18 protein-coding genes are annotated in these 18,615 nt (G+C 68.2%); 10 read left to right on the top strand and 8 right to left on the bottom strand.

Translation table 11 applies throughout. From position 1 onward, the window contains the following. Positions 1–51 precede the first annotated feature (51 nt). From BM060_RS07075 to BM060_RS32890, 3 genes are all read right to left on the bottom strand, one after another. Positions 52–450 (bottom strand): cupin domain-containing protein, encoded by a 399-nt coding sequence (locus BM060_RS07075; RefSeq protein ID WP_074978625.1) that lies wholly within the window; start codon positions 448–450, stop codon positions 52–54. 119 nt (positions 451–569) lie between these two features. Continuing rightward, a complete protein-coding gene (ilvA, locus tag BM060_RS07070) occupies positions 570–2,084 on the bottom strand; it encodes a threonine ammonia-lyase, biosynthetic (protein WP_174672446.1) in 1,515 nt (504 codons plus the stop codon). Positions 2,085–2,095: 11 nt separating this feature from the next. Beyond that, on the bottom strand, positions 2,096–2,257 hold the full coding sequence (locus tag BM060_RS32890) for a hypothetical protein (protein ID WP_159458822.1): 162 nt from the start codon (positions 2,255–2,257) through the stop codon (positions 2,096–2,098). A gap of 368 nt (positions 2,258–2,625) precedes the next feature. Here BM060_RS32890 and BM060_RS32885 point away from each other — a divergent pair, with 368 nt between their 5' ends. Beyond that, entirely contained in the window at positions 2,626–2,790 is a 165-nt protein-coding gene (locus BM060_RS32885) for a hypothetical protein (protein WP_167543644.1), read from the top strand. Between the two features lie 15 nt (positions 2,791–2,805). On the opposite strand, the gene BM060_RS07065 is transcribed toward BM060_RS32885, so the two are convergent. Beyond that, a complete protein-coding gene (locus BM060_RS07065) occupies positions 2,806–3,690 on the bottom strand; it encodes a Dyp-type peroxidase (RefSeq protein ID WP_074978620.1) in 885 nt (294 codons plus the stop codon). 457 nt (positions 3,691–4,147) lie between these two features. On the opposite strand from BM060_RS07065, the gene BM060_RS07060 reads away from it, so the two are divergent. The 4 genes from BM060_RS07060 (at position 4,148) to BM060_RS07045 (ending at position 8,805) form a co-directional block, all read left to right on the top strand. Continuing rightward, positions 4,148–5,614, top strand: coding sequence for a high affinity choline transporter 1 (locus BM060_RS07060; protein ID WP_074978618.1), 1,467 nt, complete (start codon positions 4,148–4,150; stop codon positions 5,612–5,614). Between the two features lie 320 nt (positions 5,615–5,934). Next, entirely contained in the window at positions 5,935–6,738 is an 804-nt protein-coding gene (dkgB, locus tag BM060_RS07055) for a 2,5-didehydrogluconate reductase DkgB (protein ID WP_074978615.1), read from the top strand. Positions 6,739–6,814: 76 nt separating this feature from the next. Continuing rightward, positions 6,815–7,579 (top strand): SDR family oxidoreductase, encoded by a 765-nt coding sequence (locus tag BM060_RS07050; RefSeq protein WP_074978612.1) that lies wholly within the window; start codon positions 6,815–6,817, stop codon positions 7,577–7,579. A gap of 326 nt (positions 7,580–7,905) precedes the next feature. Further along, a complete protein-coding gene (locus BM060_RS07045) occupies positions 7,906–8,805 on the top strand; it encodes a LysR family transcriptional regulator (protein WP_043314362.1) in 900 nt (299 codons plus the stop codon). Here BM060_RS07045 and rhtA read toward each other — a convergent pair whose 3' ends face one another. Next, complete coding sequence (rhtA, locus tag BM060_RS07040) at positions 8,806–9,693, bottom strand: threonine/homoserine exporter RhtA (RefSeq protein ID WP_074978609.1); 888 nt, start codon at positions 9,691–9,693, stop codon at positions 8,806–8,808. Between the two features lie 50 nt (positions 9,694–9,743). On the opposite strand from rhtA, the gene BM060_RS07035 reads away from it, so the two are divergent. Next, positions 9,744–10,346: a helix-turn-helix domain-containing protein gene (locus BM060_RS07035; RefSeq protein WP_074978607.1), complete on the top strand. Its 603-nt coding sequence runs from the start codon at positions 9,744–9,746 to the stop codon at positions 10,344–10,346. A 376-nt stretch (positions 10,347–10,722) separates the two neighbouring features. On the opposite strand, the gene phnX is transcribed toward BM060_RS07035, so the two are convergent. Both phnX and BM060_RS07025 read right to left on the bottom strand, forming a co-directional pair. Beyond that, positions 10,723–11,550, bottom strand: coding sequence for a phosphonoacetaldehyde hydrolase (gene phnX / locus BM060_RS07030; protein WP_074978604.1), 828 nt, complete (start codon positions 11,548–11,550; stop codon positions 10,723–10,725). A 51-nt stretch (positions 11,551–11,601) separates the two neighbouring features. Further along, complete coding sequence (locus BM060_RS07025) at positions 11,602–12,717, bottom strand: 2-aminoethylphosphonate--pyruvate transaminase (RefSeq protein WP_009622433.1); 1,116 nt, start codon at positions 12,715–12,717, stop codon at positions 11,602–11,604. Between the two features lie 146 nt (positions 12,718–12,863). Here BM060_RS07025 and BM060_RS07020 point away from each other — a divergent pair, with 146 nt between their 5' ends. Beyond that, positions 12,864–13,733, top strand: coding sequence for a LysR substrate-binding domain-containing protein (locus tag BM060_RS07020; protein WP_074978602.1), 870 nt, complete (start codon positions 12,864–12,866; stop codon positions 13,731–13,733). Positions 13,734–13,932: 199 nt separating this feature from the next. Here the strand turns inward: BM060_RS07020 and BM060_RS07015 are convergent, their stop codons facing one another. Further along, positions 13,933–14,823, bottom strand: coding sequence for a LysR substrate-binding domain-containing protein (locus BM060_RS07015; RefSeq protein WP_074978599.1), 891 nt, complete (start codon positions 14,821–14,823; stop codon positions 13,933–13,935). A 270-nt stretch (positions 14,824–15,093) separates the two neighbouring features. On the opposite strand from BM060_RS07015, the gene BM060_RS07010 reads away from it, so the two are divergent. From BM060_RS07010 to BM060_RS07000, 3 genes are all read left to right on the top strand, one after another. Continuing rightward, a complete protein-coding gene (locus tag BM060_RS07010; protein WP_074978597.1) occupies positions 15,094–16,452 on the top strand; it encodes an MFS transporter in 1,359 nt (452 codons plus the stop codon). 86 nt (positions 16,453–16,538) lie between these two features. Continuing rightward, positions 16,539–17,927 carry an FAD-dependent oxidoreductase gene (locus BM060_RS07005; protein ID WP_074978595.1) on the top strand — a complete coding sequence of 463 codons (1,389 nt, stop codon included), beginning with the start codon at positions 16,539–16,541 and terminating at the stop codon, positions 17,925–17,927. 154 nt (positions 17,928–18,081) lie between these two features. Next, positions 18,082–18,603 (top strand): RNA polymerase sigma factor, encoded by a 522-nt coding sequence (locus BM060_RS07000; RefSeq protein ID WP_043271738.1) that lies wholly within the window; start codon positions 18,082–18,084, stop codon positions 18,601–18,603. Positions 18,604–18,615: the final 12 nt, after the last annotated feature.

Raw genomic sequence — 18,615 nt, 5'->3', positions numbered from 1 at the left:
CGTTGTCGGTCGATCAGGGCATCCCAGCAGAAATGGCCGGCGGCGGCAATCTCACTGCTTCAGCGGCGTCAGCACCGGGGCCTTTTCGTCCAGCAGCATCCACACCAGCAGCTTGGCCGGCTGCGTCGCGCTGGCGTTGCGCGAGACCAGGTGCGGCGTGTTGGCCGCCTCGTACCAGGACTGGCCGGCCTTGTAGGTCACCGGCGCCTGGCCCTGCAACTGCGACACCACCGCACCTTCCAGCACGTAGGCGAACACCGCACCGGCATGCACGTGGGGCGCCGACGCCTCGCCGGGCTTGTAGCTGACCTCGATCAGCAGGCCCTTCTTGCCGGGGGCGTCGGGCAGCGCGTGTTCCTGCAGGGTGGCGATCTTCTCGTGCTCGGCCCCGTGGGCCAGTGCGGGCAGCGCCAGCACCAGGCCGGCGAACAGCAGATTGCGAAGGGACATCGGACGGCTCCTCGGGCCAGGGGCCCAGCGGGTTGAAGGGCTGTTGCCCCAAGCTACGCCGGCCCCGGGGCGGGCCCAATAGCCAATCGCGGCGAAGTTCGCCAGTCCACTGCCCTGCCCTAGCCGATGAACAGCCGGTACGCCGGGTTCTCGCTCTCGTCCCAGTAGCGGTAGCCGATGGCGTCGAGCACCGCGCCCAGTTCGCCGCGCTCGTGCTCGGGCACCTGCAGGCCGGCCAGCACACGGCCGTCGGCGGCGCCGTGGTTGCGGTAGTGGAACAGGCTGATGTTCCAGCGCCCGCCGAGACGTTCGAGGAAGTTGAACAGCGCCCCCGGCCGCTCGGGGAATTCGAAGCGGAACAGCCGCTCCTGCTCCACCTGCGGCGCGCGGCCGCCGACCATGTGGCGGATGTGCAGCTTGGCGGCCTCGTTGTCGGTCAGGTCCAGCACCGGGAAGCCCCGCTCGCGCAGTTGCTCCACCAGCGCCGGGCGCGGGTCGTTCTGCGGGTGGGTCTGGATGCCGACGAAGATCTGCGCTTCCTCGCTGCGGTCGTAGCGGTAGTTGAACTCGGTGATCTGGCGCTTGCCTACTGCCTCGCAGAAGGCCTTGAAGCTGCCCGGGCGCTCGGGGATGGTCACCGCCAGGATGGCCTCGCGCTTCTCGCCCAGTTCGGCGCGCTCGGCGACGTGGCGCAGGCGGTCGAAGTTGATGTTGGCGCCCGAATCGATGGCCACCAGGGTCTGCCCCGCCGCGTCGTCGCGCTCGACGTACTTCTTGATGCCGGCCACGGCCAGGGCGCCGGCGGGCTCGGTGATGGAGCGGGTGTCGTCGTAGATGTCCTTGATCGCCGCGCAGATTTCATCGCTGCTGACGGTGATCACCTCGTCCACGTAATGGCGGCACACCTCGAAGTTGTGCGCGCCTATCTGCGCCACCGCCACGCCGTCGGCGAACAGGCCCACCTGCGCCAGCACCACGCGCTCGCCGGCGGCCAGCGCGGCCTGCAGGCAGTTGGAATCGTCCGGCTCGACGCCGATGACCTTCACTTCCGGGCGCAGGTATTTCACGTAGGCGGCGATGCCGGCGATCAGGCTGCCACCGCCCACCGGCACGAAGATGGCGTCCAGGCGCCCGGGGTGCTGGCGGAGGACTTCCATGGCCACGGTGCCTTGCCCTGCGATCACGTCCGGGTCGTCGTAGGGCGGCACGAAGGTGTAGCCGTGGACCTCGGCCAGTTGCAGGGCGTGGGCCAGGGCCTCGGGGAAGGCGTCGCCGTGCAGCAGCACCTTGCCGCCGCGGGAGAGCACGCCCTGCACCTTCAGCTCCGGCGTGGTGCGCGGCATGACGATGGTCGCGCTCACGCCCAGTTCCTTCGCCGCCAGCGCCAGGCCCTGGGCGTGGTTGCCGGCGGAGGCGGCGATCACCCCGCGCGAGCGCTCCGCGGTGCTCAGTTGCGCCAGCTTGTTGTAGGCGCCGCGGATCTTGAAGGAGAACACCGGCTGCAGGTCCTCGCGCTTGAGCAGCACCTGGCAGCCCAGGCGCTCGGAGAGCTGGCGGGCCGCTTGCAGCGGGGTTTCGATGGCCACGTCGTAGACCGGCGCGGCGAGGATCTTGCGCACGTATTCCTTGAGCAGCGCGTCCTGGCTCATACGCGCGCCTCCCGGGTTCGGCCGCCGGCCGGCAGCTTGTCGAGCAGGTCGGCGCCGCAGGCGTCGTCGGTGTGGAAATCCATGAGGGGCTCGAACTGCCGGGCGTTGATCAACCGATCCGCCTGTTCGATGGCCTGGGTGACGCGGTGGGGGCTCATTGGGCCTGTCTCCTGCTGGGCTTTTTCACGGGGCCCGGGAGACAGTCAGAAAAAACCCGCCTCCAGGGCGGGTTCGGTGGACGTCGGCTAACCCGCCAATTGCGTAATGGCGGTAATAATGATTCGGCCGAAGTTCAGGGTTGTGCGGGTCATGCCGGCCAACTTAGGCGAAGCCGGGGGCGGCCGTCAAGCGTAGGCATTGCCTGACAGACATGGACCATTTCATTTCGGCCCGCTCGGGAACGGTGACGATCTTCAGCGGTCTGTCAGCGACAGGCCAGGAAAGCGGCAGATTTCCCAGGCCCAACCATACTGTCGATACCGCTCGATGCAGGGATCGCCCAACCGCGAACAGGGAGACGTCCTTCGTGCAGAACTTCCTTCACCACTACCAGACCGCCTACCGCAAGCTGCGCAACCTGCATTGCAGCGGCCTCACCGCCATGCACCGGGCCTTCCGCTATGCGGCCTTCGGCAGCACCGGGCGCTTCGTCAACGGCTATACGCAGATGCGCATCCACCTCAGCCGCTGACAGCGCCCGCCCGCCTCAGCCGAGCAGCGCGCTCACGTCGAGCAGGCCGTCACGGCGCGGCGGGCACCAGTAGTAGCCGCCGGTAAGCGGGCGGCTGAAGCGATACAGGGCGTCGACTATGCCGTCTTCCAGGCCGCTCATGCGCCGCAGCTGCGCCTCGAAGGCGTCCAGGCTGCGGCCGAAGGCCAGGAACATCAGCCCGGCATCGGCGCCAGCGGTCCAGGGCATCGAGCGGCGCACCACGAAGGCCTCGGGCTCGAAGCTCTCCTGGGCGGTGCGCTTGACGTGGGCGGACTCGGGCGCCTCGTCCAGTTCCTCGTTGTCGCTCTTGCGCCGGCCGATGATGTCGTCCTGCTCGGCCTGGGGCAGCGCGGCGAAGGCCCGCAGCTGGTGGCGCCACTGCTGGATGGCGGCGAAGCTGCCGCCGTCCAGGCCGGCGCCGACGCCAGCGACGACCGCCGCATCCACCGCGTCTTCATCCTGCGGGTTCTCGGTGCCGTCCTCGTAGCCGGTCAGGTCCAGGCCGGCGCCGTGGCGGAAGGCCTCGACCTGCTCCACCAGCTGCAACGCCGGCGCCAGCTCGCGCTCCAGCGCATGGGTGCGCAGCAGCAGGTCGCCACGGTCCTCGCCGCGCAGCCACACCCACAGGGCGTGCTGGGTGGACGGGTTGTCGACGCCGGCGCCGGACAGCGCCGGGAACTCGCGCAGCCCCTCGACCTGGCGGCCCAGCACGCGCACCAGCGATTCGCCGAAGCCGACCACCGCGCTCGCTCCGTCGGCCAGCTGCAGCAGGCGGTCGAGGGCGGCCGGCAGGTGTTCCGCGGCCTGCAGGTCGAAGAACAGGTGGCGGGCCTGGGCGGGAACCGGGGTGGCGAGAATGCCGGGCTGGTAGAGGCTCATGGGGCGTCCTTGGGCGAAAAGGCGCGATTCTACTGGCTGGCGGCGGCTCCGCGTCAATGCGCGGCGCCCGTTCCGGCCCCCTGCCCTTGCCCGGCCGGCGCGGACGTGCGGTCACGAAACGCCTTGCAGGTCAGCCCGGAGCGGACCACGCGTTGTTCTTATCGAACACCAACTGTCAAATATTTCTGACTACCGGCGCAGTCCAACCGCGCTAAATCAAACAGTTGGACGAATCAAGTCTGCTCGCCTGTCATTTTTTTCATTCAATCGCTCTGTAATTGTTTGACATATTTTACGTCTTTGGCAGACTGCTCGCCCGTTGCGTTCCGGCCGGCAGTCCCTCCTGCCGACCGGCCCGGCACCCGCCGGGGCCGCCAAGTCCAAAAACAAAAACCGCCAGTCTGCGCCTCCCCTACCCGCCAAGCGCACCTGGCCAGCCAATGGAAAGAACGAACAAATGCTGATCTGGTTTGTCGGGATCTACCTGCTGATTACGGTCATCGTCGGCTTCTACGCCGCGACCCGCGTGCACAACTCCTCGGACTACGCAGCGGCCGGCCGCAGCATGTCCTTCCCCCTGGTCGTGACCATGGTGTTCGCCACCTGGTTCGGCTCCGAGGCCGTTCTGGGCATTCCCGCCACCTTCCTCCAGGAAGGCTTCGCCGGGATCATCGAAGACCCCTTCGGCTCCTTCGGCTGCCTGATGCTGGTGGGCCTGGTCTTCGCCCGCCCGCTGTACCGCCTGAACCTGATGACCATCGGTGACTTCTTCCGCAAGCGCTTCGGCCAGCACGTGGAAATCTTCACCAGCCTGGTGATCATCATCTCCTACATGGGCTGGGTAGCCGCCCAGCTGACCGCGCTCGGCGTGTGCTTCAGCGTGCTTTCCGACGGCGCCATCACCACCACCCAGGGCATGCTCATCGGCACCGTGATCGTGCTGCTGCACACCCTGTTCGGCGGCATGTGGTCCGTGGCCCTGACCGACTTCCTGCAGATGATCATCATCGTCTGCGGCCTGTGCTACCTGGTCTGGCTGATCGGCGACATGGCCGGCGGCCCGCAGGTGGTGATAAGCCACGCCGCGGCCGAAGGCAAGTTCCACTTCCTGCAGGGCACCTCGGCCAAGGACATAGTCGCCTTCCTCGGCGCGGCGGTGACCATGATGTTCGGCTCCATCCCGCAGCAGGACGTGTACGCCCGGGTGATGTCGGCCAAGACCGAGAAGATCGCCTCGCGCGCCACCATGACCGGCGCCGCCTGCTACCTGGTGTTCTGCATGCTGCCGATCTTCCTGACCTACGCCGCGTCGATGATCGACCCGCAGATGGTCAAGCACTGGCTGAACGAGGACGCCCAGCAGATCCTGCCGCACCTGATCATGGAGCGCACCCCGATGTTCGCCCAGATCATGTTCTTCGGCGCCCTGCTCTCGGCGATCATGTCCTCGGCCTCCGGCGCCCTGCTGGCCCCGTCGGTGACCCTCACCGAGAACATCCTCAAGCCCATGCTGCCGCACCTGAACGACCACCAGGCGCTGAAGCTGATGCGCGCCAGCGTGCTGGCCATGACCATCGCCACCTGCCTGTTCGCCTTCTACTCCAACGCCAGCATCTACGAGATGGTCGGCAACGCGTACAAGGTGACCCTGGTCGCCGCCGTGGTGCCGCTGTTCTTCGGCCTGTTCTGGAAGCGCGCTACCACCCAGGGCGCCCTGACCGCCATCGCCTGCGGGCTGATCGGCTGGATCTCGCTGGAGATGGGCCACCAGGAAGGCGACTTCTGGCCGCCGCAACTGGTGGGCCTGATCTGCAGCGCCTTCGGCATGATCATCGGCTCCCTGGCCCCGCAGTTCAGCAAGAACCACGGCGACCACACCGAGACGCTGACCGAGCAGGCCACCGCTGCCGCCGCCGGCAACTGAGCCTCGCGCTGCATGGAAAAGCCCCGCCTTGGCGGGGCTTTTCTTTTGCGCGCTCTTCGTAGGAGCGAGCTTGCTCGCGAACAAACGCGGTGCCATGCGGTTCGCGAGCAAGCTCGCTCCTACGAAAAACCGTGCGATAGCCGCAATCACCGGCGCCATTCCCCTGTAGGAGCGCGCCCTGCGCGCGAAATCGCGGGCAGGGCCCGCTCTTGCAATTCGTGACTTCACGGCAAATATCCTTTGCCGCTACCCGCGTTTTTCTCAGCAGTGCATCCCCGGATACTAAGCTCCAGTGCAACCCTTCCCCACAGGAGACTCCCATGAGCATTCCCGCCCTCGGCCTCGGCACCTTCCGCCTCAAGGACCAGGTGGTCATCGACTCGGTATCCACCGCCCTGGAGCTGGGCTACCGCGCCATCGACACCGCGCAGATCTACGGCAACGAGGCCGAGGTCGGCCAGGCCGTGGCGGCCAGCGGCGTGCCGCGCGGCGAGCTGTACCTGACCACCAAGGTGTGGACCGAGAACCTCTCCCGCGACCGGCTGATCCCCAGCCTGGAAGAGAGCCTGCACAAGCTGAAGACCGACTACGTCGACCTCTGCCTGATCCACTGGCCGTCGCCGGGCGGCGCGGTGCCGGTCGCCGAATACATGGCGGCCCTGGCCGAGGCCAAGGTCCGTGGCCTGGCCCGCGAGATCGGCGTGTCCAACTTCACCCTGGCGCTGATGCAGCAGGCCATCGACGTGGTCGGCGCCGGCGAGATCGCCACCAACCAGGTGGAGCTGCACCCCTACCTGCAGAACCGCAAGGTCGCCGGGTTCGCCGAGCGCCACGGCATCCGCATCACCTCCTACATGACGCTGGGCTACGGCAAGGTGCTGGGCGACGCGGTGATCGGCGAGATCGCCCAGCGCCACGGCGCCACCCTGGCGCAGGTGGTGCTGGCCTGGGCCATGCAACTGGGCTACGCGGTGATCCCCTCCTCCACCAAGCGCGCCAACCTGGCGAGCAACCTCGCCGCCCGCGAGCTGCGCCTGAGCGACGCGGACATGGCCGCCATCGCCACCCTGGAGCGCAACGAGCGCATCACCAGCCCGGCCAGCCTGGCTCCGGCCTGGGACTGAAGCCGGCGGCTTGCGCTGCGGCCACGGCGCGGGTAAATGTCGTGGCCGCCACTTTCGCCATGAACAGGAGAACGCCATGGATCTTGGAATAGCCGGACGCTGGGCGCTGGTCTGCGCCGCCAGCAAGGGCCTGGGCAAGGGCTGCGCCAAGGCGCTGGCCGGCGAAGGCGTGAACCTGGTGATCAACGCCCGTGGCGCCGAGGCGCTGGAGGCCACCGCCGCGGAACTGCGCCAACACGCGCCGGGCATCGAGGTGCGCTGCGTGCCCGGCGACGTGGGCCAGGCGGAGGTCCGCGCGGCCCTGCTGGCGGCCTGCCCGCAGGTGGACATCCTGATCAACAACGCCGGCGGCCCGCCACCCGGCGACTTCCGCAACTGGGGCCGCGAGCAATGGCTGAGCGCCCTGGAGCTGAACATGCTCACCCCCATCGAGCTGATCAAGGCCACGGTGGACGGCATGGCCGAGCGCGGCTTCGGCCGGGTGGTGAACATCACCTCCTCGGCGGTGAAGGCGCCGATCGACATCCTCGGCCTGTCCAACGGCGCGCGCAGCGGCCTCACCGGTTTCGTCGCCGGCCTGGCCCGCCAGAGCCGCCTGGCCTCGCGCAACGTCACGCTCAACGCGCTGCTGCCCGGCTCCTTCGACACCGACCGCCTGCGCAAGGGCCTGGGCGACGACCAGGGCAAGGTCGAGCAGTGGCTGCAGGCGATTCCTGCCGGGCGCTTTGGAACACCGGAGGAGTTCGGGGCGTTCTGTGCCTTTGTTTGCAGTGCCCATGCGGGGTATCTCACCGGGCAGAATCTGTTGCTGGATGGTGGGGCTTATCCGGGGACGTTTTGAGTGGCGGCTTTACTTGTAGGAGCGAGCTTGCTCGCGAACGGGGCTTCGCCGGCATTCTCGGTGCTTGGCCTGAAGAACGCCCTCTCCCTAACCCTCTCCCTGAAGGGAGAGGGGACCGTTCGGAGCGGTTGGGTTTTCCAGAGTCAGCCGGCAGCTCTGGAGTTGCCGGCCGACATCAAATCCTCTCTCGGCACGATCTAGCCCCCTCTCCCTTCAGGGAGAGGGCTGGGGAGAGGGAAAGGAGTCAACCCAACGCACCACGCCCACCGGGAAGTACCATTCGCGAGCAAGCTCGCTCCTACGAAAAGCTGCCTCCAGGGCCCCCGATGAAAGTCCAATCCGACGAACTCCGCACCTTCACCACCGTCATCGACAGCGGCTCCATCACCGCCGCCGCCGAGCAGCTGGGCCTCACCGCCTCGGCCGTCAGCCGCACCCTGGCGCGCCTGGAGGACAAGCTCGGCACCACCCTGCTCAACCGCACCACGCGGCGCATGAAGCTCACCGAGGAAGGCCAGTTCTTCCTCGATAGCGCGCGACACATCCTGGCGCAGATGGACGAGCTGGAAGAACGCCTGGCGCTGCGCCAACAACGGCCGGCCGGGCGCCTGCGGATCAACGCCGCCTCGCCCTTCATGCTGCACGCCGTGGTGCCGCACATCGACGCCTTCCGCGCGCAGTACCCGGACATCGAGCTGCAACTGAACACCAACGACCTGAACATCGACCTGCTGGAACAGAGCACCGACGTCGCCATCCGCATCGGCACCCTCAGCGATTCGACGCTGCACGCCCGGCCCCTGGGCAGCAGCCGGCTGAACTTGCTGGCCAGCCCGGCCTACCTGGAAAAGCACGGCGCGCCGCAGAGCGTGGAAGACCTGGCCCGGCACAGCCTGCTCGGCTTCACCCAGCCGGAAAGCCTGAACGTCTGGCCACTGCCCCATGCCGGCGGGGAAAGCCTGGCGATCACCCCCGACCTTTCCGCCTCCAGCGGCGAGACGCTGCGCCAGCTGGCCCTGGCCGGCCAGGGCATCGTCTGCCTGGCGGGTTTCATGACCTGCCACGACATCGCCGCCGGGCGCCTGGTCAAGGTGCTGCCGGAACTGGTGCGCGAGACGCGCCAGCCGATCAACGCGGTGTACTACCGCAACTCGCAGCTGGCCCTGCGCATCCAGTGCTTCCTGGACTTCATCCAGGAACGGCTGGCGACCACCCTCGGCGGCTGATCAGTCCGCCGCCGCCACGCTCGCGGTCGGCTGCTTCGGCTGGCTGGTCAGGGTGGTGCCCACCGAGGCGAGCATGATCGCGGCGATGGCCAGCCACTGCAGCGAAGTCAGTTGCTCGCCGAGGAACACCAGGCCGGACAGCGCGGCGAAGGCCGGCTCGATGCTCATCAGGGTGCCGAAGGTGCGCGCCGGCAGGCGCGTCAGGGCGATCATCTCCAGGGTGTAGGGCAAGGCGCTGGAGAGCACCGCCACGCCCAGCAGCGCCGGGATCAGCTGCAGGTCGAACAGCGCGGCGCCGGAATGCACCAGGCCGACGGGGAAGATGCATATTGCAGCGATGGTCACGCCCATGGCCGCCGTCTGGGTGCCGTGGTCGTTGCCGGCGCGCTGGCCGAACAGGATGTACATCGCCCAGCAGGCGCCCGCGCCCAGGGCCAGCGCGGCGCCCAGCGGGTCGACGCCATGGCCGAGCTCGCCGATGGGCAGCAGCAGCCAGAGGCCGCACACGGCGATGGCGATCCACAGGAAGTCGATGGGTTTGCGCGAGAAGTACAGCGCCACCGCCAGCGGCCCGGTGAACTCCAGGGCCACGCCGACGCCCAGCGGAATCGTGCGCAGGGCCATGTAGAACATCAGGTTCATGCCGCCCAGGGTGATGCCGTAGGCCAGCAGCGGCCCCCAGGAACTGCGCGCGATGGGCTTGCGCCAGGGGCGCAGCACGGCGAGCAGGATGATCGCCGCGAACAGCAGGCGCATGGCCGTCACGCCCTGGGCGCCGAGCACCGGGAACAGGCTCTTGGCCAGGGCCGCCCCGCCCTGGATCGAAGCCATGGAGACGAGCAGCACGGCGACCGGGAAGAACAGCGTGGCGAAACGGGAACGCGGCATGGAGGCAGACCGAAAAGGTTGAAATGCAGCCAGGGACCTGGCGTATGCTTATGCGCAACATAATGCGCAAAATCGGTCGAATGAGCAATATATTGCCCACCCCCAACGAACGCCCCAGCGTACTCGTCCACGTCGCCGACAACGTCAAGACCCTGCGCCGCGCCGCGGGCCTGAGCCAGGACGCCCTGGCCAAGGCCAGCGGCGTCAGCCGGCGCATGCTGGTCGGCATCGAAGGCGGCGACACCAACGTCAGCCTGGCCACCCTCGACCGCATCGCCGCGGCCCTCTCGGTGACCTTCGCCGACCTGGTGCGCGCCCCGCAGACCGGCGACCTCTCGCGGGTCGACGTGGTGGCCTGGGCCGGCCGCCAGGCGGAAAGCCGCGGCACCCTGCTGGCCAGCACCCCGGCCCGGGGCCAGGCCGAGTTGTGGCACTGGGCCCTGGCACCGGGGGACAGCTACGACGCAGAGCCCGATGCAGAGGGGTGGTATGACATGGTTTACGTCATCGAGGGTCATTTGACGCTGGAGATTGGAGACCAGCGTTGGGAGGTGGCCAGCGGGGGGTTCCATGTGTTCAAGAGCAACCAGCGGTTTTCCTATCGGAACCTGGGGGATGGGTTGCTGCGTTTTGTGCGGAATGTGGTGAATTGAGGGGGCTTTCGTAGGAGCGAGCTTGCTCGCGAACAGAGTTGGCTGGGGACTGCAGGTGCTGGGGTTGAGAGCGCCCTCTCCCTAACCCTCTCCCTGAAGGGAGAGGGGACCGTTCGGAGCGGTTGGGTTTTCCAGAGTCAGCCGGCAACTCTGGAGTTGCCGGCTGGCATCAAATCCTCTCTCGGCACGGACTAGCCCCCTCTCCCTTCAGGGCGGGGCGCGCAGCCGAGGGCTGGGGAGAGGGTTGCGGGGCCAACCCAATACGCCATAACCGCCGGTGAGCACCGTTCGCGAGCAAGCTCGCTCCTACGAAAAGCCCCCCACCCAGCAACGAAAAAGACCCGCCGAGGCGGGCCTTTCTCTCATGCCGCAAGCCTCAGTAACTCTGCGGCATCTCCCCCCGCGCCAGGCGGGCGTTGATATCGGCCACCACCGCCGGCAGCTCCGCAATGGTGTCGATCAGATAATGCGGGCGCGAGCCTTCGAACATCTGCCCGATGCGCCGGCGCTCCTGTTCCAGCTTGTCCTGCGGCAGCGCCTTGTACTGCTCGTAGGTCAGGCCCAGGGCGTTGCCCGAGCAGGTCAGCGCCACGGTCCACATGCCGGCGCGGCGGCCTTCGAGGATGCCCGGCCAGGTGTCGTCGACCTTCACGCAGGCAGCCACGTCGTCGATGCCCAGGGCGATCACGTTGGCCAGGGCCGGGGCCGGGTGCGGGCGGCCATTGGGCACTTCGTCGGTGGCCACCACGTGGTCGGCGACGTAGCCGTTGCTGGCGGCCAGCTTGACCACTTTCTCCATCACCACCGCCGGGTAACCGGAGCAGGAGCCGATCTTCAGGCCGCCCTTGCGCAGCTCGGCGATGGCGTCGAGGGCGCCGGGGATCAGCGCCGAGTGCTCGGCGATCTTCTCGATCTGCAGCGGCATGAAGCGCTCGTAGATGGCGGTGACGTCATCGTCCGTCGGCGTGCGGCCGAACTTCGCCTTATAGCGCTCGGCGATGGCCGGGATGTCGCACAGGGTGCGGATGTGGTCCCACTTGCCCATGCCCATGGGGCCGCGGGCTTCTTCCAGGCTGACCTGCACGCCGAACTCGGCGAAGGCCTCGACGAAGATCTGCGTCGGCGCGAAGGAGCCGAAGTCGACCACGGTGCCGGCCCAGTCCAGTACCACGGCTTGCAGTTGCTTGGGTTGTTCGTAGTTCATCGCTTCCATCCTGTTGTCGGGCGCAGGCCGGGCCTGCGCCGGGAAAGGGGTTCAGATCTCGAAGACTTCCATCTCGCGCAGCGTCTGGGCGATGGCCGCCACCGCTTCGCGCATGCCCTGGGCATCGACCTGGCCGATGCAGCCGACGCGGAAGGTTTCCACCTGGGTCAGCTTGCCCGGGTAGAGGATGTAGCCCTTCTCGCGCACCCGGTTGTAGAACTCGGTGAAGCTGTAGCGGGCATCGCGCGGGGCGTGGAAAGTGACGATGATCGGCGCCTGGATCGCGGCAGGGAGGAAGCTGCGGAATCCGAGTTTGGCCATCTCGCCCAGCAGAGTCTGGCAGTTGTCTGCGTAACGATTGTGACGGGCCGCCAGGCCGCCCTCCTCCTCGTACTGGCTCAGCGCCTCGTGCAGTGCGGCGACCACGTGAGTGGGCGGGGTGAAGCGCCACTGGCCGGTCTTGGCCATGTAGGCCTGCTGGTCCTGCAGGTCCATGGCCAGGGAGTGGCAGTTGCCGGCGCTGGCCGCCAGCGACTCGTTGCGGGCGAAGACGAAGCCCATGCCGGGCACGCCTTCCAGGCACTTGCCGGAAGCGGCGATCAGCGCGTCGAAGGGCACCTTGCGGGCGTCGATGTCCAGGGCGCCGAAGGAGCTCATGGCGTCGATGATCAGGCGCTTGCCGTGGGCCTCGACGACCTTGGCGATGGCTTCCAGCGGGTTGAGGATGCCGGTGCTGGTCTCGCAGTGGATCAGCGCCACGTGGGTCACGGCCGGGTCGGCGGCGAGCAGGCGGTCGACGTCCTCGGCGGTAGTGGGCACGTCCTCTTCGGTTTCGAAGGTGCTGAACTGCCGGCCGATCACCTGGCAGATCTTCGCCAGGCGCTTGCCGTAGGCGCCGTTGATCAGCACCAGCACCTTGCCGTCGCGCGGCACCAGGGTGCCCACCGCGGCCTCGACGGAGAAGGTGCCGCTGCCCTGCAGCGGCACGCAGGTGTGGCTGCCTTCGCCATGGATGATGGCCAGCAGGCGGGAACAGACATCGGCGGTCAGGGCGTTGAAATCGTTGTCCCAGGAGCCCCAGTCGACCAGCATGGCGCGGCGGGTCCGCGGGGAGGTGGTCAGGGGGCCGGGGGTCAACAGGATGGGGGCGCGCTCGGCAGTGCTCATGCTCGGTTCCTCTATCAGGGGAAAACCTGTGCGGGGTGAGGTTCTTGTCGCGGCCCGTCGAGCGGGCCTGGACATACGTTGCCAAGCGACGAGTTATCGCTCAAATTGTTTGTCATGATCCCAGGCATAAGTCGGACCTATACACCATGAACCTGTTCCAGCTCCGCGCCTTCGACGCCGTGGCCCGCGAAGGCAGCTTCACCCGCGCCGCCGAGCGCCTGTTCATCAGCCAGCCGGCGGTGACCGGGCACGTCAAGGCGCTGGAAGAGCACTACCAGGTCAACCTGTTCCGCCGCACCGCCCGCGCCGTGGAGCTGACCGAGGAAGGCCGCCGCCTGGCGGCCATCAGCCGCACGCTGTTCGCCCTGGAGGAAGAGGCCGAGACACTGCTCGACGCCAACCGCAAGCTGCTCAGCGGGCGCATCGAGGTGGCGGCCGACGGCCCGCACCTGGTCATGCCCCTGCTCGCCCGCCTGCGTGCGCGCTACCCGGGCATCACCGTCAACCTGCGCCTGGGCAACGCCCAGGAGACGCTGAACGCGCTGCTCAGCGAGCACGTGGACGTGGCCGTGGTGACCGAGGTGGACGAGCGGCCCGGGCTGTACCTGCGCGAGCTGGTGCAGTCGCACCTGTGCGCCCTGCTGCCAGCGGAACACGCCTGGTCCGGACGCAGCGGGGGCATTGCGCTGGCAGAGCTGGACCAGCAGATCATGGTGTTGCGCGAGCCGGACTCCATCACCCGCCGCACCTTCGACCGCGCCTGCGGCGCCCTGCCGATACAGCCACGGGTGCTGATGGAGCTGAGCAGCCGCGAGGCGGTCACCGAGGCGGTGGCGGCGGAACTGGGCATCGGCATCGTCTCCTCGCTGGAAGTCAGCCGCGACCCGCGGGTGCGCGCCGTGCCGCTGGTCGGCGAGGCGCTGGTGAACCGGCATTCCCTCGGCTGCCTGGAGCGGCGCCGCGGGTTGCGGGTGGTGAGTGCGTTCCTGGAGCTGGCGGAGGATGGCGGGGCGTAGGCCTACCGGCGTATAACCGCGAACGGTTATACGCCCTACGGAGGGAATGACGGCGTAGCCAGGAGTATCAGGATGGCTCCGGACTCACCGCTCACTCAGGACAGCCCCCTCTCCCGCTTGCGGGAGAGGGCTGGGGTGAGGGGCTCTTGAACCCAGCGCCTGGACCGCCGGCAAATCCCGTTCGCGAGCAAGCTCGCTCCTACGAAGAGCACGCCCCCTCCCCCAGGTCCTCGCGCACCACGTCGAGGAAGGTCGACACTATCCGCCGCGAACTCTGCTCGCGCAGGCACACCAACGTCTCGCTCATCCGCCTTTCACAATCGACTATCGGCAAAGCATGCACCCGGCTGTCGGCGCCGAACTCGGCAGCCGACACCACGCCCAGGCCGATCCCCGCCACCACTGCCTCGCGCGCGGCCTCGCGGCCTTCCACCTCGATGGCCGGGCGGATGCGCAGGCCGGCGCGGTGCATTTCTTCCTCCAGCGTCTGACGCGTCACCGAGCCCTGCTCGCGCAACACCAGTGGCGCGTCGTCCAGGTCCGCCAGGCGGATCGACTCGCGCCCGGCCCAGGGATGGCCGCTGGCGACGAAGGCGACTATGGGGTCGCTGCGCAGTGTCACCGACAGCAGCCGCTCGTCCTCCACCGTGCGGCCCAGCAGCGCCAGGTCGGCCCGGTAGTTGAACAGCGACTGCAGCGATTCGTCGGTGTTGCCGCTCTCGATGCGCACGTGGATGCCCGGGTAGCGCTGGCAGAAGCGCGCCACCTGCGGCAGCAGGTGCACCGCGGCGTCCACCGCCAGGGTCAGGTTGCCGGTCTGCAGCGCGCTGGAGGCCGCCAGCAGCTCGTGGGCCTCGGCCTCGATGACGAACAGCCGCTGGGTCACCGCCAGCAGGCGCTCGCCCAGGTCGGTCAGGCGCACCGAGCGCTTGTTGCGGTGGAACAGCAGCACCCCGTAGCGCTCCTCCAGCTTGCGCACCTGGTCGGAAACCGCCGGCTGGGTGAGGAACAGGCGCTCGGCAGCGCGGGTGAAGCTGCCGGTCAGCGCCACGGCGTGGAAGGCCTTCAGTTGCGCGTGGGAAACCTGCATGGGCCTGGCTCCGCAGGGATCGGGAAGGTCGCCACTGTAGTCGGCCGGCGCCGTGACTTACAAGTCAGACTTATTTTTAAAATTTGATAAATCGATTTTATTTATTTATCCGAACTTGTTTCCATGCGTTTCACCACGGGCCCCGGCCCACGGCAACCTCACCCGCATCCGCCCTGACCCGTCACCTCCGGAAAGGTACGGCCCGCTCATATAACAACAACAAGTTTTTCCCTGACTGCCGGCACTCCAACAACAACGAGGTCAGATCAGATGAGCAACCCCACCGGCACCGCAGCCCACGCGGGCAAAGGTTCCATGCAGCGCTGGCGCGTGCAGATCTTCGCGATCACCTGGCTCGCGTACGCCGCCTTCTACTTCACCCGCAAGGCCTTCTCCGTGGCCAAGCTCGGCATCGCCGAGGACACGACCTTCGAACTGGACAAGGCCATGATGGCCGACATGGACGCCATCTACCTGGCCGCCTACGCCGTGGGCCAGTTCACCTGGGGTGTCTTCGCCGACCGCTTCGGCCCGCGCATCGTGGTGTTCGGCGGCCTGGCGATCTCCACCCTCGCCGCCCTGGTCATGGGTACCTTCGCCACCGTGCCGATCTTCGCCAGTTGCATGGTCATCCAGGGCCTGGCGCAGTCCACCGGCTGGTCCGGGCTGTGCAAGAACATGGGCAGCTTCTTCGCCGCCCACGAGCGCGGCCGCATCCTCGGCCTGTGGAGCACCTGCTACGCCTTCGGCGGCCTGGTCGCCTCGCCCTTCGCCGGCTGGTGGGCCTACAGCGTGTTCGGCACCTGGCACGCGGCCTTCTATTCCTCCGCCGCGGTGGTCGGCGGCGTCGCCCTGCTGTTCCTGCTGCTGCAGCGCAACCGCCCGCAGGACGTCGGCCTGCCGCCGATCGAGGCGGACGAGCCGCAGGCCGTGCACTACGCCGGCTTCCATGAGCGGGGCAAGAACCCCGGCTTCTGGGAAACCCTCGGCGCCGTGCTGCGCAACCGCACAGTGATGACCCTCGGCCTGGCCTACTTCCTGCTCAAGCCGGCGCGCTACGCCATCCTGCTGTGGGGCCCGGTGATCGTCTACGAACGCATGCCGGCCCTGGGCAAGGTGGGCGCCGCGGTGCTGCCGACCTCCTTCGAGATCGCCGGGCTGCTCGGCCCCATCCTCATCGGCCTGGCCTCGGACAAGCTGTTCGGCGCCCGGCGCATGCCCGCCTGCGTCATCAGCCTGATCGGCCTGACCGCGTGCCTGGCGCTGTTCGTCCCGGCCATGCAGACCGGCAGCGCGATGCTGGTGTTCGCCCTGCTGTTCATGATGGGCCTGACCCTCTACGGCCCGGACTCGATGATCAGCGGCGCCGCCGCCATCGACTTCGGCACCGGCAAGGCCGCCGGCACCGCCGCCGGTTTCGTCAACGGCTGCGGCTCGGTGGGCGCCATCCTCGGCGGCCTGCTGCCCGGCTACTTCGACACCTACAGCGTGTTCATCGGCTTCACCGTCACCGCGTTGATCGCCGCCGCCATTCTGGTGCCGCACTGGAACAGCCTGCCCGAAGGCGCGCGCAAGAGCGCCCCGGCCACGCCGAACCGCCCCCTGAAGGTGCGCCCGGCGCGCTCCTGATTCCCGGGGCACAGGGACGTGCCCACCCCGCCCGATAAACCGCACACCGAACGCCCCTACCCGCGCCCCGATCACGGAGACTCCCCATGCGCCCCTTCTGGCTCGCCCAGGCCCTGCAGCACGACAGCGACAGGGCCGCCCCGCTGCAACAGGACACCCGCGCCGACGTATGCATCGTCGGCGGCGGCTACACCGGCCTGTGGACCGCCATCCAGCTCAAGGAACAGAACCCCGGGCTGGACGTGGTGATCGTCGAAGCCGACATCTGCGGCGCCGGCGCCAGCGGGCGCAACGGCGGCTGCGCGCTGTCCTGGTCGGCGAAGTTCTTCACCCTGGAGCGGCTGTTCGGCCTGGCCGAGGCGATCCGCCTGGTGAAGGCCTCCGAGCGCAGCATCCACGCCATCGGCGAATTCTGCGAGAAGTACGGGATGGATGCCGACTACCGCCTGGACGGCACCCTGTACACCGCGACCAATGCCGCCCAGGTCGGCGCCACCGACGGGGTGATCGCCGCACTGGAGAAGCACGGCATCAACTCCTTCGCCAAGCGCCCGCTGGAGGACGTGCGGCGCATGGCCGGCTCGGACAAGCACCTGGAAGGCTGGTTCTCCCCCGCCGCCGCCAGCGTGCAGCCGGGCAAGCTGGTGCGCGGCCTGCGCCGGGTGGCGCTGCAGCTGGGCGTGCGGCTGTACGAGGGCACGCCGATGACCGGCCTGGAGGAAGGCCACCCGGCCCGCGTGCACACGCCCAATGGCCAGGTGGCGGCGGACCGCGTGGTGCTGGCGATCAACGCCTGGATGGCGCGGGCCTTCCCGCAGTTCGAGCGCACGGTGGCGATCGTCTCTAGCGACATGATCATCACCGAGCCGCGCCCGGACCTGCTGCGGCAGATCGGCCTGACCTCGGGGGTGACCGTGCTCGACTCGCGCATCTTCGTGCACTACTACCACAACACCCCGGACGGCCGGCTCATGCTTGGCAAGGGAGGCAACACCTTCGCCTACGGCGGGCGCATGCTGCCGGTGTTCGACCAGCCCTCGCCCTACCTCGGCCTGCTGCGGCGCAGCCTCGGCGAGTTCTTCCCGACCTTCGCCGAGGTGCCCATCGCGGCGAGCTGGAACGGCCCCTCCGACCGCTCGGTGACCGGCCTGCCGTTCTTCGGCCGGCTCGGCGCCGGCGGCAACATCTTCTACGGCTTCGGCTACTCCGGCAGCGGCGTCGGCCCCTGCCACATGGGCGGGCAGCTCCTCGCCTCGCTGGTGCAGGGCCTGGACGACGAGTGGACGCGCTCGCCGCTGGCCCAGGGGCCGCTCGGCCACTTCCCGCCGGAACCGGTGCGCTACCTGGGCTCGCTGATGGTGCGCAACGCCATCCGCCGCAAGGAGCAGGCCGAGGACCACGGCCGCCGCCCGCGGCGCCTGGACGTGCGCCTGGCGAAGTTCGCCGCGGCCGCCGGCAAGGCCGACAAGGCCTGAGCCCCTCCCCCTTTTCCCTCACAAGCCGGCTGAGGGACGAGCGAGGCGCGCGCTGGCGGGCCTCGCTCTTTTTTTCTCGGCGCCCCGGCTTGTGCCGAGCATGCCCGTCGAACGATAATGATTCTCATCAGAAAATGACTTGCATGGACGTCGCGTGAGCCTTTCCCACCTCGACACCGTGTTCCTCGCCCAACGCACCCCGCTGCTGCGCACCCTGGCGAGAATGGTGAAGAACCCCAGCATCGCCGAAGAACTGGTCCAGGAAACCTACCTGCGCGTGGCCCGCACCCTGCGCGAGCGCCCGGTGGAACACCTGGAGCCGTTCCTCTTCCAGACCGGCCGCAACCTCGCCCTGGACCACCTGCGCCACCTGCGCATGCAATCGCGCACCCTGCTCGACGACGTGCCCCAGGAGGTGCTCCAGGCGGTGCCCTCCAGCCAGAGCTCGGCCGAGGACGGCCTGCACGCCGAGCAGTTGCTGGAGCGCCTGGGCTCGGCCCTGGAACGCCTCACCCCGCGCCAGCAGCGGATCTTCATCCTCAGCCGATTGCACGGCTGCGGCTACGCGGAAATCGCCGAGCAGCTGGGGGTATCGCCCAGCACGGTGCAGAAGGAGCTGAAGCTCATCATGGCCATCTGCATCGGCGTGCTCGGGCGCCTGGAACCGCCGGCATGACGGGCTACCCAT

The organism is Pseudomonas citronellolis, from assembly GCF_900112375.1.
Lineage (GTDB): Bacteria > Pseudomonadota > Gammaproteobacteria > Pseudomonadales > Pseudomonadaceae > Pseudomonas > Pseudomonas citronellolis.
Note: the sequence above shows the minus strand (reverse complement) of the source record. Positions and strands in the feature narration are given on the sequence as shown.

What these genes read in the sequence shown, in the direction of transcription:
- BM060_RS07075 (WP_074978625.1), bottom strand. Translation starts at nt 450, where the DNA reads ATGTCCCTTCGCAATCTGCTGTTCGCCGGCCTGGTGCTGGCGCTGCCC.
- BM060_RS32890 (WP_159458822.1), bottom strand. Translation starts at nt 2,257, where the DNA reads ATGAGCCCCCACCGCGTCACCCAGGCCATCGAACAGGCGGATCGGTTG.
- BM060_RS07065 (WP_074978620.1), bottom strand. Translation starts at nt 3,690, where the DNA reads ATGAGCCTCTACCAGCCCGGCATTCTCGCCACCCCGGTTCCCGCCCAG.
- BM060_RS07060 (WP_074978618.1), top strand. Translation starts at nt 4,148, where the DNA reads ATGCTGATCTGGTTTGTCGGGATCTACCTGCTGATTACGGTCATCGTC.
- dkgB (WP_074978615.1), top strand. Translation starts at nt 5,935, where the DNA reads ATGAGCATTCCCGCCCTCGGCCTCGGCACCTTCCGCCTCAAGGACCAG.
- BM060_RS07050 (WP_074978612.1), top strand. Translation starts at nt 6,815, where the DNA reads ATGGATCTTGGAATAGCCGGACGCTGGGCGCTGGTCTGCGCCGCCAGC.
- BM060_RS07045 (WP_043314362.1), top strand. Translation starts at nt 7,906, where the DNA reads ATGAAAGTCCAATCCGACGAACTCCGCACCTTCACCACCGTCATCGAC.
- rhtA (WP_074978609.1), bottom strand. Translation starts at nt 9,693, where the DNA reads ATGCCGCGTTCCCGTTTCGCCACGCTGTTCTTCCCGGTCGCCGTGCTG.
- BM060_RS07035 (WP_074978607.1), top strand. Translation starts at nt 9,744, where the DNA reads ATGCGCAACATAATGCGCAAAATCGGTCGAATGAGCAATATATTGCCC.
- phnX (WP_074978604.1), bottom strand. Translation starts at nt 11,550, where the DNA reads ATGAACTACGAACAACCCAAGCAACTGCAAGCCGTGGTACTGGACTGG.
- BM060_RS07025 (WP_009622433.1), bottom strand. Translation starts at nt 12,717, where the DNA reads ATGAGCACTGCCGAGCGCGCCCCCATCCTGTTGACCCCCGGCCCCCTG.
- BM060_RS07020 (WP_074978602.1), top strand. Translation starts at nt 12,864, where the DNA reads ATGAACCTGTTCCAGCTCCGCGCCTTCGACGCCGTGGCCCGCGAAGGC.
- BM060_RS07015 (WP_074978599.1), bottom strand. Translation starts at nt 14,823, where the DNA reads ATGCAGGTTTCCCACGCGCAACTGAAGGCCTTCCACGCCGTGGCGCTG.
- BM060_RS07010 (WP_074978597.1), top strand. Translation starts at nt 15,094, where the DNA reads ATGAGCAACCCCACCGGCACCGCAGCCCACGCGGGCAAAGGTTCCATG.
- BM060_RS07005 (WP_074978595.1), top strand. Translation starts at nt 16,539, where the DNA reads ATGCGCCCCTTCTGGCTCGCCCAGGCCCTGCAGCACGACAGCGACAGG.